The organism is Brevibacillus reuszeri, from assembly GCF_002897295.1.
In the GTDB taxonomy this organism is placed as follows: domain Bacteria; phylum Bacillota; class Bacilli; order Brevibacillales; family Brevibacillaceae; genus Brevibacillus; species Brevibacillus reuszeri_A.
Genome location: NZ_BEXF01000002.1, coordinates 21982 through 38228, shown reverse-complemented (window position 1 = coordinate 38228; position 16247 = coordinate 21982). Strand labels below are relative to the sequence as shown.

The 16247-nt window shown below is 47.1% G+C and carries 15 protein-coding genes; 14 read left to right on the top strand and 1 reads right to left on the bottom strand.

Annotated elements, in window-relative coordinates; all coding sequences use genetic code 11:
- The 9 genes from mnmH to C3B52_RS03300 all read left to right on the top strand — a co-directional run bounded on the left by mnmH (position 1) and on the right by C3B52_RS03300 (position 11188).
- Positions 1-1062: a tRNA 2-selenouridine(34) synthase MnmH gene (mnmH, locus tag C3B52_RS03340; protein WP_103104688.1), complete on the top strand. Its 1062-nt coding sequence runs from the start codon at positions 1-3 to the stop codon at positions 1060-1062.
- Between the two features lie 81 nt (positions 1063-1143).
- Complete coding sequence (locus tag C3B52_RS03335; RefSeq protein WP_103104687.1) at positions 1144-2256, top strand: aminopeptidase; 1113 nt, start codon at positions 1144-1146, stop codon at positions 2254-2256.
- Positions 2257-2476: 220 nt separating this feature from the next.
- A complete protein-coding gene (locus C3B52_RS03330; RefSeq protein WP_103104686.1) occupies positions 2477-3526 on the top strand; it encodes an LLM class flavin-dependent oxidoreductase in 1050 nt (349 codons plus the stop codon).
- 75 nt (positions 3527-3601) lie between these two features.
- The gene (locus tag C3B52_RS03325) at positions 3602-4534 is read left to right on the top strand and encodes an RluA family pseudouridine synthase (protein ID WP_103104685.1); all 933 of its coding nucleotides are present in this window, start codon (positions 3602-3604) and stop codon (positions 4532-4534) included.
- A gap of 108 nt (positions 4535-4642) precedes the next feature.
- Positions 4643-5266 carry a YhbD family protein gene (locus C3B52_RS03320; RefSeq protein WP_103104684.1) on the top strand — a complete coding sequence of 208 codons (624 nt, stop codon included), beginning with the start codon at positions 4643-4645 and terminating at the stop codon, positions 5264-5266.
- A 19-nt stretch (positions 5267-5285) separates the two neighbouring features.
- Positions 5286-6008 carry a polymer-forming cytoskeletal protein gene (locus C3B52_RS03315; protein WP_103104683.1) on the top strand — a complete coding sequence of 241 codons (723 nt, stop codon included), beginning with the start codon at positions 5286-5288 and terminating at the stop codon, positions 6006-6008.
- A 184-nt stretch (positions 6009-6192) separates the two neighbouring features.
- Positions 6193-6816, top strand: a complete 624-nt coding sequence (locus tag C3B52_RS03310) for a TetR/AcrR family transcriptional regulator (RefSeq protein ID WP_103104682.1) — start codon at positions 6193-6195, stop codon at positions 6814-6816.
- A 32-nt stretch (positions 6817-6848) separates the two neighbouring features.
- The gene (locus C3B52_RS03305; protein WP_103104681.1) at positions 6849-8081 is read left to right on the top strand and encodes an efflux RND transporter periplasmic adaptor subunit; all 1233 of its coding nucleotides are present in this window, start codon (positions 6849-6851) and stop codon (positions 8079-8081) included.
- The gene (locus tag C3B52_RS03300) at positions 8078-11188 is read left to right on the top strand and encodes an efflux RND transporter permease subunit (RefSeq protein ID WP_103104680.1); all 3111 of its coding nucleotides are present in this window, start codon (positions 8078-8080) and stop codon (positions 11186-11188) included. The genes C3B52_RS03305 and C3B52_RS03300 overlap by 4 nt, the downstream gene beginning before the upstream one ends.
- Before the next feature lie 64 nt (positions 11189-11252).
- Here C3B52_RS03300 and C3B52_RS03295 read toward each other — a convergent pair whose 3' ends face one another.
- Positions 11253-11906 carry a CPBP family intramembrane glutamic endopeptidase gene (locus C3B52_RS03295; RefSeq protein WP_235615590.1) on the bottom strand — a complete coding sequence of 218 codons (654 nt, stop codon included), beginning with the start codon at positions 11904-11906 and terminating at the stop codon, positions 11253-11255.
- A gap of 382 nt (positions 11907-12288) precedes the next feature.
- On the opposite strand from C3B52_RS03295, the gene C3B52_RS03290 reads away from it, so the two are divergent.
- The 5 genes from C3B52_RS03290 to C3B52_RS03270 all read left to right on the top strand — a co-directional run bounded on the left by C3B52_RS03290 (position 12289) and on the right by C3B52_RS03270 (position 16215).
- Positions 12289-13584 carry an HD domain-containing protein gene (locus C3B52_RS03290; protein ID WP_103104679.1) on the top strand — a complete coding sequence of 432 codons (1296 nt, stop codon included), beginning with the start codon at positions 12289-12291 and terminating at the stop codon, positions 13582-13584.
- On the top strand, positions 13577-14101 hold the full coding sequence (locus tag C3B52_RS03285) for a YwgA family protein (protein ID WP_103104678.1): 525 nt from the start codon (positions 13577-13579) through the stop codon (positions 14099-14101). The genes C3B52_RS03290 and C3B52_RS03285 overlap by 8 nt, the downstream gene beginning before the upstream one ends.
- Positions 14102-14198: 97 nt before the next feature.
- Positions 14199-14675: a hypothetical protein gene (locus C3B52_RS03280; protein ID WP_103104677.1), complete on the top strand. Its 477-nt coding sequence runs from the start codon at positions 14199-14201 to the stop codon at positions 14673-14675.
- Between the two features lie 115 nt (positions 14676-14790).
- Positions 14791-15204, top strand: coding sequence for a thioredoxin family protein (locus tag C3B52_RS03275; RefSeq protein ID WP_103104676.1), 414 nt, complete (start codon positions 14791-14793; stop codon positions 15202-15204).
- A 132-nt stretch (positions 15205-15336) separates the two neighbouring features.
- Positions 15337-16215, top strand: coding sequence for an S-layer homology domain-containing protein (locus C3B52_RS03270; protein ID WP_164684688.1), 879 nt, complete (start codon positions 15337-15339; stop codon positions 16213-16215).
- Positions 16216-16247: the final 32 nt, after the last annotated feature.

The window sequence follows — 16247 nt, the reverse complement described above, 5'->3', positions numbered from 1 at the left end:
TTGCAAGAGATAACAGTGGAAGAGCTGCTGGTAAAAGGATACGGGAATGTAATAGATGTCCGGTCGCCTGGCGAATTTGCTCGGGAGTCGATTCCCGGAGCCGTCAATATCCCTCTGTTTAGCGATTCGGAGCGTGCCCAGGTAGGTACGATGTACAAACAGGAGGGACAAGCTGCAGCCCAATGGTTAGGCATGCAAATCGTTTCCCCGAAAATGGATGCGTTGATGCAGGCCATCCGTCAGCGAGGAGAAGAGCAGGGAGAGCCGCCAACGATTTTTTGCTGGCGCGGGGGAATGCGGAGCAGAGCGATGGCGACCTTTGCAACGTTTTCCGGCTTGCGGGTAAGACGTCTTCAGGGAGGTTATCGGGCTTATCGTCAGCATGTGCTGGAAACGATTGAGCCATACGAGCTGCAAGTACCCGTCTATTTATTGCATGGGATGACGGGGGTAGGAAAAACAGAACTACTCGCAAGGCTGGAGAACAAAGGTGTGCCAGTCATTGATCTGGAGCGGATGGCAGGTCATCGCGGCTCGGTGTTTGGGCATATCGGCAAAGGCAAGCCGGCTAATCAGAAGATGTTTGATGCCCGCTTGTTTGAAACGCTGCGCAAATACAAGGATGCTCCTTTTTTTGTTATGGAAGCGGAGAGCAAACGAATCGGAAATGCCATTTTGCCGTCTTTTTTAATGCAGGCAAAGGAGCAAGCCGTGCATATCCAACTGACAGCCCCTCTCGAGGTGCGCGTACAACGAATTTATGACGAGTACGTCACTCCTTATTCCTGGCGATCCGATTTTGCAGAAAAGGTAGAGCTCGCGTATGCATCGATTGCGAGACGAATGCCTACAGAACAGGCAGCCTTACTGCGAGAGGCACTACGGGCAAAGGATTATCGCTCTGCGATTGCCTCGCTTCTGGTCTATTACTACGATCCTCGTTATGGAAATAAACAGAATGATTATGTCAAAGAAATTCAATATCAATTGGATGCAACCGACTTGAATGATACGGCAATGCAAATTCAATCGCTAATTGAAAAAGGTCAGTCTATTCGGTAAAATATTTTTTATAAACTGCATGAACTGACCATGATGGAGCTTTGCTTACATATTGAACAATTTGGGGACGGGGGAGATTGTATGTTGGATACACGAATCATCAAGCTGGCAGAAAACCTGCTCAGCCACTCGGTTCGCTTGAAGGAAAAAGAAACGCTGTTGATCGAGGTTCGCGGAGAAGGTCACGCGTTGGCAAAGGAACTTGTGAAGCAGGCATATGCACTGGGAGCTTATCCGTTCGTCCGAATTATCGACCCAGCAATCAACCGTGAGCTGATGCTTGGAGCAAGCGAGGCGCGTGCAGAGCATCTGGTGAAATGGGAAGAGCCGATGTACAAGGACTTGGATACGCTTATCGTTATCAACGGGCCTGCCAATGACAGTGAGATGTCGGATGTTCCAGTAGAGCGTCGCCGCGCCCATCAAAGCGTGGTGCAGGAGCTAAATGATTATTTGATTTCCAATGTTCGCTGGACACTGCTCAACTATCCAACCGCAGCGATGGCACAAAGCGCGAACATGTCCTCTGAAGCATTTGAAGATTTTTACTTTGATGTCTGCTCCCTTGATTACAAAAAAATGCATGAAGCCTTTTTGCCATTGAAAGAGCTGATGGACCGTACGGATAAGGTTCGATTGGTTGGACCGGGCACAGACCTGACCTTCTCGATCAAAGATATTCCCAATGTCATCTGCTCTGGGCTGCGCAACATTCCGGACGGGGAAATTTTTACGGCACCTGTACGCGACTCGGTTAACGGCAAAATTACGTATAATACAGCGACAAGCTACATGGGTACCAAATTTGAAAACGTCAGCCTGACATTTGAAAACGGTAAAATTATCGAAGCGACGTCCAATAATACAGAAAAGCTGAATCAAATCTTTGATACGGATGAGGGAGCGCGCTATATCGGGGAGTTTGCCATTGGCGTACATCCATACATCCTACATCCGATGAATGACATTTTATTTGACGAAAAAATCGCAGGAAGCTTCCACTTCACACCTGGCCGCGCTTATGAAAATGCGGATAACACAAACCGTAGCCAAATCCACTGGGATATGGTTAACATTCAGCGTCCAGAGTACGGTGGCGGCGAAATCTGGTTTGATGATGTACTGATCCGCAAAGACGGTCTGTTCGTTTTGCCAGAGCTGCAAGGCTTGAACCCGGAAAACCTGAAGGGCTAAGAGTCAAAAAAGAAAAACGAATCGGGGCAGTCCTATCGTCGGTAGAAGACGAAGGAAATGCCCCTTTTTTGTACCCTCCACAAGAACAACTGTCAGGTAAAGCAGCCTAGAGCTTGAAATTTGAAATTGAGAGTCTTAAAATAGAGATAATTACTTTGCGATCTAGAATAACTGTCCGCTCTCGTTAAGAGAATAAGACAACAAAGAGGAGGAAGTGCCAGTGGAAATTGGTTTGAGCACATTTGTAGAAACGACACCGGACGTTCATACCGGCGAGGTCATAAGTCATGCACAGCGCTTGCGTGAGGTGGTAGAGGAGATTGTACTGGCTGACCAGGTCGGACTGGATGTATTTGGGGTCGGTGAACACCATCGCAAGGATTATGCGGCATCATCTCCAGCGATCGTACTGGCTGCAGCTGCATCACAGACAAAACGGATACGGCTGACAAGTGCAGTTACCGTGCTTTCCTCAGCTGATCCTGTGCGTGTATTCCAAGACTTTGCAACGCTTGATGCCATTTCAAATGGTCGGGCTGAAATTATGGCGGGCAGAGGCTCTTTTATTGAATCGTTCCCGCTGTTTGGGTACGATTTGCAGGATTACGATGAGCTGTTCGACGAGAAGCTGGAGCTGCTGCTCAAAATACGCGCTTCCGAAAAAGTGACATGGAGAGGCGGACATCGACCTGCTATTCAAAATCTGGGTGTCTATCCGCGTCCGGTGCAAGATCCGTTGCCAGTATGGATCGGCAGTGGAGGGAATACACAATCGGCCATTCGTGCAGGGCTTTTGGGACTGCCGCTCGTTCTTGCCATTATCGGGGGGCGTCCGGTCCAGTTTGCGCCGCTTGTCGAGCTGTATAAGCGGGCAGCAGCCCAGGCTGGTCATGATGTGTCTAAGCTGACTGTAGCGTCTCACTCTCACGGCTTTGTGGCAGAGGATACGCAGACAGCAGCAGATAAATTTTTCCCTTCCACGCAGCAGGTCATGAACGTTCTTGGGAAAGAACGCGGCTGGGGTCATTATGACCGCTCCACCTTTGATGCGGCTCGCAGCTTTGAGGGCGCTCTGTACGTAGGTGACCCGGAAACGGTTGCCCAGAAGATCATCCACCTACGCAAGCAGGTAGGAATTACACGCTTTATGCTGCATGTACCAGTAGGCACGATGCCACATGATGACGTCATGAACGCGATTCGACTCCTCGGAACAGAGGTAGCACCACGGGTTCGTGAGGAAATTGCACGTTGGGAAGCGACACTCTAAGCACGAGCTCTAAAAAAGACATGACCGGCTGCTTTTGCTACAATAGGAAAAAAGCATGGAACAGAGGGATCATACGTGAGCAGCAAAAATTGGATGGAATATACCGTCACAGAAGAAGACGCAGGGATGAAGGTCGAGCAAATCGTCCGGCAAAAGCTGAATGTTTCCGGCCGCATGATGCAGCGCCTGACGAGAAGCAAAGGGATTCTGCTTAATCGAAAGCAGCCATTCCTGCAGCGACAGGTCAAAACAGGTGATCAAATAGCTGTACGGGTAGTGGATAGACAGCCTCTGCAAGAGAAGGGGCCAGTCGCAGCAGAAAGAAGCGCTACACCAGAGAACATTCCCCCTATCGAAATTCTGTACGAAGACGACCATCTGCTGATCGTAAACAAACCGGCAGGCATGATGGTACATCCGATCAAGCAAGAACAAAGCGGTACGCTAGTTCATGTGCTGGCAGACCTTTTCTTGGCAAAAGGAGTGCAGCTGAATCCTCACCCCGTTCATCGCCTGGACAAAGAAACGTCGGGTGCGATCCTGCTAGCAAAGAGCAGCTATGGGCATCAACTAGCAGACCGTTTGCTCCGCGAGGGCGGTATTCACCGGGAATATCTCGCTATCGTCAATGGAGCTGTGAAAGATGAAGCGGGTACAATCGATGCTCCGATTGGCAGAGACCCAAGACACCCGACAAAGCGTAGGGTCGCAGATACGGGCGATCACGCTGTTACGCATTACGAGGTAACCAAACGTTCCTCGCAGATGAGCCTCGTTCGTGTGTGGTTAGAGACGGGACGTACTCATCAAATCCGGGTGCATTTTGCAGATTTGGGCCATCCACTCGCTGGTGATACGATGTATGGCGCGGCTCGGGGACTCATGCGCAGGCAGGCATTGCATGCGTCGTCACTTCGCTTCGAGCATCCTATCCTCAAAGAAGAGATTGCAGTTCATGCCCCTTTGCCAGTGGATATGAAACGATTGATACAGGCTGAATTTCAATAAGTCAGATCAAGAAAGGACTTCCGCGGGAGTCCTTTTTTGTTTTTCATTCCATGAGTGCTCTTGATAACGTAACAGTGTTATGTTACATTGTTTTTGGAGGTGCTTTACATGGACCCGAATGTCATTTCGAAAAAGGAGCTGCTGGAGCTTACCGGGATCTCTTACGGTCAATTGTATCGTTGGAAAAGGAAAAATCTGATTCCAGAGGACTGGTTTATTCGCCGGGCAACCTTCACTGGTCAAGAAACCTTTTTCCCCCGGGAGCAAATCCTCGACCGGATCGACAAGATCATCAACATGAAAGATGGCTTATCCCTAGATGAGCTAGCAGACATGTTTTCTCCGAATCTGGCTGGCGCCAAGCTTACTTCTGTAGAATTATTAGAACGTAACATTGTTTCAAAGACCTCGCTAGAGCTTTTCGTTCGTCAGCAAGGAGAGTCAGAGACATACACTTTTCAGCAAATCTTGTACGCTTATGTTCTTGAGCGTTTGCTGGTGACCGGGGAGATAAGCTTGGACGAGGGCGCAGGATTGCTGCAAGCTTTGGTCAGCCATTATCCCAAGCTAGAGGGAAAACCATGCGAGCTCATTTTTGTGAGAAAAATGGGGATCTCTACTTTTGTACTCGTATCCAGCTCAACAGACCTGTATTTCGACAGCGGTGTAAAAGTAGTGAAGCGACTGAATCTCGCCTTATGCATAGAAGAGCTGAAAGCAAAAATTTCGTAGATAATAGGAGGCATGATTTATGCAACAGGAAAATCGACCTGATCTGATCATACAAGGCTCCACAAACACTTCGGGAGGAGTATACAATCTGGTCAATGTGCAAGGCTTCGGCAAGATCACGGGCAATGTGGAATGTAATGAGTTGCGCTGCGCAGGACATGTCACGATTTCTGGCGATGTGCTCTCCTCATTTGGGAAAGTGGAAGGCAATGCTTCGATTAGCGGCAAGGTAGAGATGGACACGCTCGAAGTCTACGGTCAGGTAGATATCAATGGCGATGTCGATTTTACGAAGCTGCGAGTGGATGGCAGTGCCAAAGTAAACGGAAGCTTGACTGGTGAAGAAATCAAGGTGCGCGGGTTTTTAAAAACGACTGGAGATTGTGAGGCAGAAGTGTTTCACGGTAAAGGTGCTTTTTCTATCGGCGGGCTTTTGAATGCAGGACGCATTGAAGTGCATCTGCACGGGGGGTGTGAGGCAAGAGAAATCGGTGGGGAGCATATCGAGGTACGCAAGGCTGGGAGCAGTACGCTCAATAAACTGCTGAAGCACATTTTTAACAATACGCTCTCGGTAGATACGGTCGAAGGTGATGAAATCTATTTGGAATATACACGAGCAAAGGTTGTTCGCGGAAACAACGTCGTCATCGGTCCTGGCTGTGAGATTGATCTGGTTGAATACGCAACAGACCTCCGTTACGATCCGACCTCCCAGATTAAAGAACAAATGCGCAGATAGTGACGCTGAGTTGAAAGAGCCTGAGAGTTTAAGTTCAGGCTTTTTTCTTTTGGGTAAAATGAGCCTAAAAAAATATTTGGATTGGAAGCGCATGCAAGTATTTACATGCATGCATGAGCGATATATAATGGCGTTGGAAAATATTGAAATGACAGTAACTACTTGCATGCATAGGAGGTGCGTCATGGAACACCCACCGATCGATCCGTCACTGGGGGGAAAGGCAGAGGAACAGGAGACGCGAGAGAAAATATTGTCAGCTGCACGGCAATTAATGGCCCAAAAAGGCTACAAAGGAGCGGCTACACGCAAAATTTCGGAGCTCGCAGGGGTCAATGAAGTTACGATTTTTCGCCATTTTAAAACCAAGGTTGCGATTCTGGAAGAGCTCTTAAAAGATATCCTGGATGTACGGCAACAGCTGGAGCAAGGAATTAAGGGCGAGTATGCCGATATCAAGCAATTGCTAGTAAATTATGCGAGAACCTATTTCAATTTGTTGGTGGATCGAAAGGAAATTTTGATGATTTGCATGATTGAAGCGGATAATCAACCAGAGGTCATCAAGCTGTTTAGCAGTCTTCCAGTAACGGCAGTCGAGGTTTTGTGCAACAAGCTAAAGGAATTCGAGGAACAAGGGCATTTGCCAAAGGGTGATCCTTGTACAGCTGCCCTGATGTTTATCTCCACCTTCTTCTACGCCTTTATGGCCAAATACCGGGTAAATGTTGATTTGGACATCGAAGAGGAAAAGCTGTTCGAAAACGCTTCAGACATTTTATTGCAAGGCATTAACTGCCAGAAATAACAAAACAGTGATACATAGGAGCGGGGGAAGTCATGAAGAGGAAATGGCTTGTTTCTGTAATGATGCTTGGGATCGTAACGACTACAGCATGTAGTGGACAACAACCAGCAGCGCAGCCGGTCAAGGAAGTTAAGCACGTGGTGTTGGACTCCGTGAAAAAGCAGCAAGCTACGGCTATTTCAGAGCTGTCCGGGACGCTTGCACCTTTAGAGGAGGCTATGGTCTCTTTTGAAGTTGGCGGGCGGATCGTGGAGCTGAGCCGAAATGAAGGGGATACGGTTAAAGCAGGAGATGTACTCGCCAGAGTCAATGCGCAGGATTATTCCCTTCAGGTTGCCTCGAGCAGTGCCGCTGTACAGCAGAGCGCAGCCAATCTTAGCAAGGTAAACAACGGAGCGCGGGAGCAGGAAATTACACAGGCTCGATTACTGGTGGAAAAAGCGACGATTGCGTATCAGAAAATGCAGGATGATTTTAAGCGCATCGAACAGCTTTATCAGGAAAAGGCGATTTCCAAAAGCGATTTCGAAAGTGCTCAGAATGGCTTGACCTTATCGCAAAAGGACTTGGAAAATGCCCAGCAGGCGTACTCGCTTGTGACGCAGGGAGCACGTACCGAAGACAAGGATTTGAGCCGTGCGACTTACAATCAGGCGGTGATTGCACAAGAAGTGGCAGCCAGCTCCTTGGCCAAGACACAGCTGCGCTCTCCGATTAACGGTACGATCATTTCCAAGCTTTCCTCTACAGGCTCGCTCGTCGGCTCGGGAACGCCTGTTTACCAGGTAGGCAATATTGACACGTTAAAGGTCGTTCTGCCAGTACCTGACCGCGAAATTTCCATGTGGAAAGAAGGAGAGGTCGTCTCTCTAGATCTGTATGGACAAAAGCGCGAAGGAAAGGTAATGAAAATCTTCCCGGCGACAAACCAAAGCACGGGAACAATCGGTGTTGAGGTGCAGATTGCGAATCCCAAGCACGATTGGTTTGCAGGTCAGGTAGTAAAAGCAACCAAGACGGTTCAGGGGCAAGTCGGCATTTACGTTCCGGTTGAGGCTGTTATCAGCAGAGGCAAGGATGATGCACATGTTTTTATCAATCTAGATGGCAAGGCAGTCAAAACGAAAGTTGAGATCGGTCAGATTACAAATGACATGCTGGAGATCAAAAACGGCTTGAAAGAGGGAGACCAACTGATCGTCAAAGGTGTTGACCGTCTGTTTGACGGTGACCCAATCGAGACGGCAGGAGGTACACAACCGTGATCGAGTACATCGTCCGCAAGCGCAAAATTACTTTGCTGTTCTTTACGATGGTTGTGCTTGTCGGTTTTATGAGCTTTTTCCAGCTGCCGAAGCAAGAGTCACCCGATATCATTGTCAATATGGCGATCGTGACGACCATCTACCCTGGGGCTTCTCCGGAAAAGGTAGAGCAGACGGTAACGAAAAAGCTGGAAGAAAAAATAAACGAGCTGCAAGGCTTGAATTACATTGCGTCCACCTCATCTCTCGGGGTGTCCTCGATAATGGTGGAGACCAAAGGCGATGTGGACCCGAAGCAAAAATGGGATGAGCTGCGTAAAAAGGTAAAGGATGCAGAGGCGGACCTGCCAGCAGACGCCAAACAGCCGATTATTAATGACGATTTGAATCGTACCTTTGTTCAAAGCTTTGCTGTCACAGCAGACACGAGGGAAGAGCTGTACAGTATGCGGACGATGATCAAATCGTGGAAAGACCAGCTGCGTACCTTGCCAAATGTGGCGGACGTCCTGGTTGAAGGCTTGCCAGAGCAAGAAGTGCGGATCGAGGTAGACACGCAAAAGCTGAGTCAGTATGGGATTACTTGGGGCCAGGTAATGATGGCTGTCAAAAAAGAAAATGAAAAAATCCCACTCGGAGATTTGACTACCGATAAGCGCACCTATCAGTTGAAGCTGGCAGAAAACGAAAACGTAGAAGAATTGAATCAGGTCATTATCTCTCGTTCCAAAGAGGGCTTCCCGATTTATTTAAAGGACATCGGATCGGTTGAGATGACGACAGAAACCGTAAAATTCAATTCCTACTTTAACGGAAAACCGGCCATTACTCTCAGTGTGAATGCAGAGACAGGAAGTGACGTGCCCTCTCTGCAAAAACGACTGGACGAAATGATGCTCACACTGGATAAATCATTGCCAGTTTGGGCAGAAAGACATTCGATTTACAGTCAAAATGAACGGGTCGATGATCTGTTTAGCGATCTTACCCGGGAAATGATTGTAGCGGTCTTTGCCGTTTTACTGGTTTGTACTTTAGGGTTGAACCTGATCACGTCGTTTGTCGTAGCACTCGCGATTCCGATTTCGCTTGCGGTTGGTCTTTTGTTCCTGCCATCCTTGGGCATTTCCTTGAATATGATTTCGATCGTCTCGCTGATCATTGTTCTAGGGATTTTGGTAGATGACGCGGTAGTAGTCAATGACAATATCGAGCGCCGCCTGTCCGTTCTCGGGGAGAAGCCTTTAAAAGCAGCTGTGAACGGTGCCAAAGAAGTTTCGATTTCAATTATTACGGCGACTTTGGCAACGATTGCTTCGTTCGCTCCGCTCATGTTTCTGAATGGAAACGTAGGTCAGTTTATTCGCCCTGTTCCTGCGATTATCTCCCTGACAATGCTGGCGTCCATGATCATGTCCTTGACGATTATTCCGATTTTCCGCCAATGGTATGAGCAGAGGCGCAAGGCAGGAGTAGAAGGGTATCGCAAGCCAGCTGGTTTGCTCGGGAAACAATTGACGCAGCTGACGACGTGGTATGCAGGACGCTTGATGCCGCGTATTTTAAAACGTCCGCTTCTGGCAGGGATGGTTGGTGTTATGATCGGAACCGCGGCATACGGCTTGATTCCACTTACCCCCGTCGAGCTGTTCCCGGTCGATGATCGTCCGCAATTTCTCGTCGATGTACGGGTTCCGGTTGGCAGCAGCCTGGAGGAAACAGATCGAGTCGTGACGGGTGTCTCGGATTGGATTTTGAAGCAGCCAGCTATTGAAACTGTAGCAGCCTACAGTGGCGGTAGTGCTCCAAAGATGTTTGGCGGAGATACGGCAGCTGGCAGCGGCATTACTGCAGGGCAGCTTGTCATCCGCTATAACAAAAAGGAAACGACAATCGAAAACATCATCGAGCCATGGGCAGAAGAATTTAAAAAAATGTATCCAGAGGCAACGATTATACCAAAGCAATTGGAGGCGGGTCCTCCTGTCGGCAAGCCGGTGGTCATTCGTCTCTATGGGGATGATATCGAGACACTACGCTCCCTGTCGGCACAAGTCAAAGACAAGGTCGCCAATTTAGCGGGTACCTCCGACGTCCAGGATGATTTTGGTGTAGAGCGTCATACACTGGAGTTTGTTGTAAACAAAGGGCTGATGGAGCAAAAGCTCTTGAACTATACGGATTTGTCCCAGACAATTCGTCTGGTTAGCGAAGGACTTACCGTCAGTGAATTTGACACGGGCAGTGACTTGGTAGACATGAAGCTGTTTTTGCAAAAAGGCGATGAAGAACCGTCACTTTTGTTCCAAAGACTCAGTATTGCCAATGCCCGGGGAGAGCTGATCCCGCTTTCTCAGCTGGCAGAAGTAAAGCCGACCTTTAGCACGCAATCGATTCCGCATCGCAATCTGTCTCGTACAGTGACGATCACAAGTGATGTAAAAGGACGGACGGCTACGGAAGTGATGGCAGAAATAACGCCGATGCTGTCTGGCATGTCTCTGCCAGAAGGATATCGCTTTGAAATCGGCGGGGAAACCTCCGAGCAGACCGATATTTTCATCGATATGGGGAAACTGTCGATTCTCGTTGTGTTCCTGATATTGATTTTGATCGCAATGCAGTTTTATTCTCTATCGATTCCTGTGCTTGTCATGAGTACCGTTTATCTTGCTGTAGCGGGTAGCTTGATTGGCTTGTTTGTCACCCAAACACCACTCGGGTTTATGACGATGATGGGAGTCATCTCGCTATCTGGAATTGTCGTGCGAAACGGAATCGTCTTTATCGAGTTTATCGAAGAGGCGCGTCACGCAGGAGTTGAACTGAAGCAAGCGGTGATACAAGCAGGGGAGGCGCGGCTGCGGCCGATTCTTTTGACCTCAATGACGGCGGTGGCTGGCTTGATGCCACTTGCGATCTCAGGGGATGTCCTGTTCAAGCCGCTGGCTGTCACGATTATTTCTGGCCTCTTGTTCTCCACGCTGTTGACTTTGATTGTTGTACCGGCTTTCTATACGGTATTGACCCAGCGCAAAATCAAGAAGCTGGCGAAAAAGGCAGCAAAGCGGCCGGATTTGTATGGTCCGGAGGCGGAGATGCACTAGATTCAGCAAAAAAATAGCGACAAACGTCCGAGGATTATGCGCCTTGGACGGTTGTTTTTTCTTTTTAGAGGCGTTTGGATTTGCGCCAGCCCAAGAGAAAAAGGATCGGGAGCAGCAACAGCAGGAGCAGAATAGACAGCGACCAGACTGTATTCAACACTCCGCTATGATTCACAAGCCAGGGGATTTCGGCTAAGGGCATATTTTTCATTTTGGCTAACGTCGGAACCTGCATGGCATCTGCAAAAATGTGCAGAATGATCGGAGCTATCAATCCCCATCGCAATGCCGCCAAAGCCCATAGAATACCAATGAGGAACGACTCAAGTAGTGTTCCCATCCCATGCCCGGGAACATGATAAATGGCAAAAACAATCGAAGGTATGAGCAAATAGAACCAAATAGCTCCTGTAGGAAAAGGTGTCTTGCGATAGACAAGCAGCAGAAAAGCAAGAGGGATTCCGCGAAAGACAAGCTCCTCCCAAACTGGATTGTGCCACGTAGCAAAAATGAGCAAATTGGCTTTGCCTACTAATGCGTTTGGGTCCATTTGATTCGTGGGAATCCATCCAGTTATTGTTTGGAAAACGAAGCCACAGGTTTTTGCCAGCAAAAATCCAACCAAAACGAAGAGGAATGCCACTCCTAGCTTTTTGCGACGGATGAGTGAGTATATCCCTGCCAAAACAGCAAAGTGAATGCCCCAAATATCAGCCAACCGGGTGTTTGCACAAAAAAGCTCCAAGTCGATTGTGGCCAAAATAAAAGAGAGACCTTGATGGATTCAGACAAAAAACCACTGGTGATAAATTGCCCCCAGGTAGCGATGAGGGGCAGCAATAGAAGTACAGATAGCACGGTGAACAGAATAGGATTCACAGACACGTAACGAAGGATATGTTTCCACATGCAAAATGACCTCGCGTTTTATGTGTATTTTCCTATATACTCCTATTAATCCAGATAATGGTCTATGGTGTTTTCGGTTTCTTCAGATTTATTTCAGAGTCTGAAGATTTTCTGAACGTATGGTATGATATAGGCAAATTACCAGATTGAAAAATAGAGAGAGAACGGAACATAGGAAGGGAGTGTCCAGGATGCAACAGCCACAACTGCTTCATGAAGAAAAAGTATTCAAAGACCCAGTTCACCGTTATGTTCATGTACGCGATAAGTTTATTTGGGATTTGATCAATTCAGCAGAATTTCAAAGGCTGCGCCGAATCAAGCAACTGGGCACCAGTTTTTTTACCTTTCACGGTGGCGAGCATAGCCGTTTTAACCATTCACTCGGCGTATATGAGCTGATGCGCAGAATTTTGGATACATTTGAAGGTAGAATTCAATTGACATATGAGGAAAAGCTCTTATGCTTATGTGCAGCCTTGCTTCATGATGTGGGGCATGGGCCGTTTTCCCATTCATTTGAAAAGGTGTTCAAGTACCATCATGAGGACTGGACGCGAGCTATTTTGCTTGGTGATACTCACATCAATCGGATTCTGCGCCGTTTTGATGATGACTTCCCGAAGAAGCTTGCCGAAGTGATTAATAAAACCTACGACAACAAGCTGATCGTCAGCTTAATATCTAGCCAGCTGGATGCAGATCGGATGGATTACTTGCTGCGCGATGCCTACTATACCGGAGTCAACTACGGAAATTTCGAGATTGAGCGGATCTTGCGTGTCATGCGCCCGCAAGAGGACGGGATTGTCTTTAAATTCAGCGGCATGCATGCGGTTGAGGACTACATCATGTCTCGCTACCAAATGTATTGGCAGGTTTATTTCCATCCAGTGACGCGCAGTGCAGAGGTCGTGCTTTGCAAAATTTTTCAACGAGCAAAGCTGCTATTCTCGCAAGGCTACCCTTTCATTCAGCAGCCGATCATGCTTCTGCCCTTTTTGCAGGACAAGGTAGAGCTGGCGGACTATTTGGCGCTCGATGAATCGATTATTCTCTTTTACATGCAGATGTGGCGCAAAGAAAATGATCCGATATTGAAAGATTTGTGCTCGCGTTTTCTGGACAGGAATCTCTTCAAATACGTCGAATATAATCCAAGGGATTTCCGCTTGCTGGCAGAGCTGAAAAAAGAATTCCAAGCTGCGGGAATTGACCCTATGTATTATTTGGAGGTAGACACAACCTCCGATCTTCCGTATGATTTTTACCGTGCCGGCGAAGAAGAGGAGCGGATTCCGATTATGCTCCAAATGCCGTCTGGCGAGCTTGTTGAGCTTTCACAGAAGTCTGAGATTGTACAGGCCATTAGCGGAAAGCGGCGATTTGACTACAAATTGTACTTTCCATTGGATAAAGTCATGGCTTTGCCGGGGGAACTCTCCCGGAAGATTCGAGAACGTCTGGGAGTGATGGAAGATGCTTAATCGTCACGCCAAAATTATTCGCCTGATTGAGATTGTCGGCGAAGTGAGCGGGCGGAAAAAACTGCAGAAAATGGTGTACATAGGGAAACATCTGGAGATGGATTTCGATGAGCGCTACGAGTTTCATATGTATGGACCATACTCGGAGGAACTGACACTCCGCGTGGACGAGCTGTGCAACATGGGGCTTCTGGATGAGCAGATGGAGAGCAAGGGCGCGATTCATATGTATCGTTACAAGCTGAACGAAACCGGACGTGATTTTCTCCGCTTCCATGAAGTGGACTTTGGCCTCGGCGAGCGTGCCATTTTGCGAATGAACGAGGAAAATTCCCGTTTTCTGGAGCTTGTCTCAACCATCCTGTATTTTAACCATTTGCCGTATGAAGAGATGAAGGGCAAGATCTTCACCTTCAAAAGCAAACAGCGTTATACCGAGGAAGAAATCCAGAAGGGTCAGGCATTTGTTGAGGAATTGCGTGCATTGATGAAGGAAGACGGCACGAACCTGATGTAACCATCCATTGAACTGCATAGGATAACCAGCACGGCGTACGAACTTGTAAGAGTTGGGGTACGTCTTTTTTTTGTTTACAAAGTGGGGGTGATGTGGGATGCGACATATTTGGGGCAAAGGAAAAATGGCGTGGTTGGCAGGAACAGGAACTTTTTTCACTGCTTTGCTTCTGCTCTCAGGCTGCACTACAGTCAATAGTGCTACTACTAGCAGGCACGAGAACACAAATGAAACGGCTAGCTGGCCCTATCGTTATGTCAAAATCGAGAACCGTGTTTATATCATCCAAAATAGTGATGAAGATAAAGTAGCGAAGCATCTTATTGGAAAACAAATAGGGGCAGTAGAAAAGAAGTATGAGTTTGAAGGAGAAGAAGGTACAGCGTCGGGAACAGTCATTGTCTCCAATTATTTGGAGGAAGGTATCAAGCTTTATGCCATCAAAGACGTTGATCAGAGCAATGCGATTGCGATAGAAGAGGAAGAAGATGAATTTTTTCAAGCTACAGCAGAAGGTTTGATCCAAAAAGAAAAAACAAATGATGAAGAATCAAGTGATCGTAAAAAGCAATAATGTAGACATGTCAGCCATTTGAATAGGCTGACTTTTTTTGTCTCAGGTAGAGCAGGCATAATACGAGCATTGCTCCTTGACAATTACATAGAAGAAACTGAAGCGGACTATATGGGTGAGAAACTACAAGCGACAGGAGGAAGAAGTCGTGGGAATCAAGCAAGTATGGCTGTGGCTGACACTTGTCGGCGTGTTGCTGCTTACAGCGGTAACGGCTTGGAGTGCATCGAGTACACCTGAATTAAAAATTGTTTATGTATATAGCGATAGTTGTGGATATTGCACGAGCTTTGGACCGACTTTTGAGAAGGTCATGCAGGAGTACCCAGAGGAAATGATTGATCGATTAGATATTAACAAAAAGCAGGAGCTGGATGAGGCAATGAATTTGGGAGCGGAGGCTACGCCCACTATTTTTATCGTGGAAAAAGGGCAAGTCAAAGACAAGCTGGAAGGCGATGTGCCTGAAAAGACGCTGCGGGATTTTTTACAAAGAAACACAAATGAATCTCTTTCTAAAAATGGGTAATATAGGTAAAATATTTGAAAAGGAACGTTGGACGAGTGATGAACCAGATGACACCGTTCATTTCGAAATGATAGAACCTGAGTAGGAAGGTGTTTCATTGTGAAAAGGAAATCGTTTTTTCTGGCTCTATTATTGGCGACGGCTACAGTAGCTATTGGCGGTGTGGGAGAATCAGCTTTCGTTTTTGCAGCACAGGCGAATCAAGCGGTTAAGGACTATCAAAACCATGTGCACAAGGCGGATATTGAATATGCAGTGAAAAACCAATTGATGTGGTTGTTCCCTGATGGGAATTTTCGACCGGATCAAACGATTACGCAGGCTGATTTGGTTGTGGGGTTAGTGCAAGTAAAGGGATTAAAAGAAGGCGTAGCGATCAAGGATTTTCCTGCTGGTCATTGGGCGAAGACGTACTATGAGCGAGCGGTGAAGGATGGGATATTAAAGGATGTTGCGGTAGAGCCGAATAAGGTTTTGACGCGGGAGGAAGCTGCGTTTTTGGTTATTAATGCATGGGAGAGTGTGCGGAAATCACGGACTAGGAAAGACTCTGAGCTGTTCAAAAATCACTCTTACATCCAATATACGGTGAGTTCAGGGTGGATTGTACCAAAGACAGGCCACTTTCCAAATGGTGTGCTTACCAATAAATTTGATAGTAAAACTCTAGTAACCCGTGGTGATGCCGCATCAAGTTTAAGAAAGCTGCATGAGGATTATATCGGAATTCAAGATGCTGAAATAATATTTAATCAATTCCATCAAAGCCTTACTTTATCTAAAGGTGTACTAACTGGGTTTATTCCAAATAACGGAAAGTATTCTTTGAACATAAACTTTTATGGCCAAAAGGTACAGGATTATGAGAAGGTTGGTAAATTCTCATTAAATATTAGTAATTACAGTGAGATGATCATTAGGATTGTTAGAAAAGGCGAAGCGGTGCCACTAGTATATAACCAGTATGCCAATCTTCCAGAAGACCTAAAATATAAAAGTATACGGTGGTGAAGAGTGAAGTTGGTAAAAAAAATAATACCCTT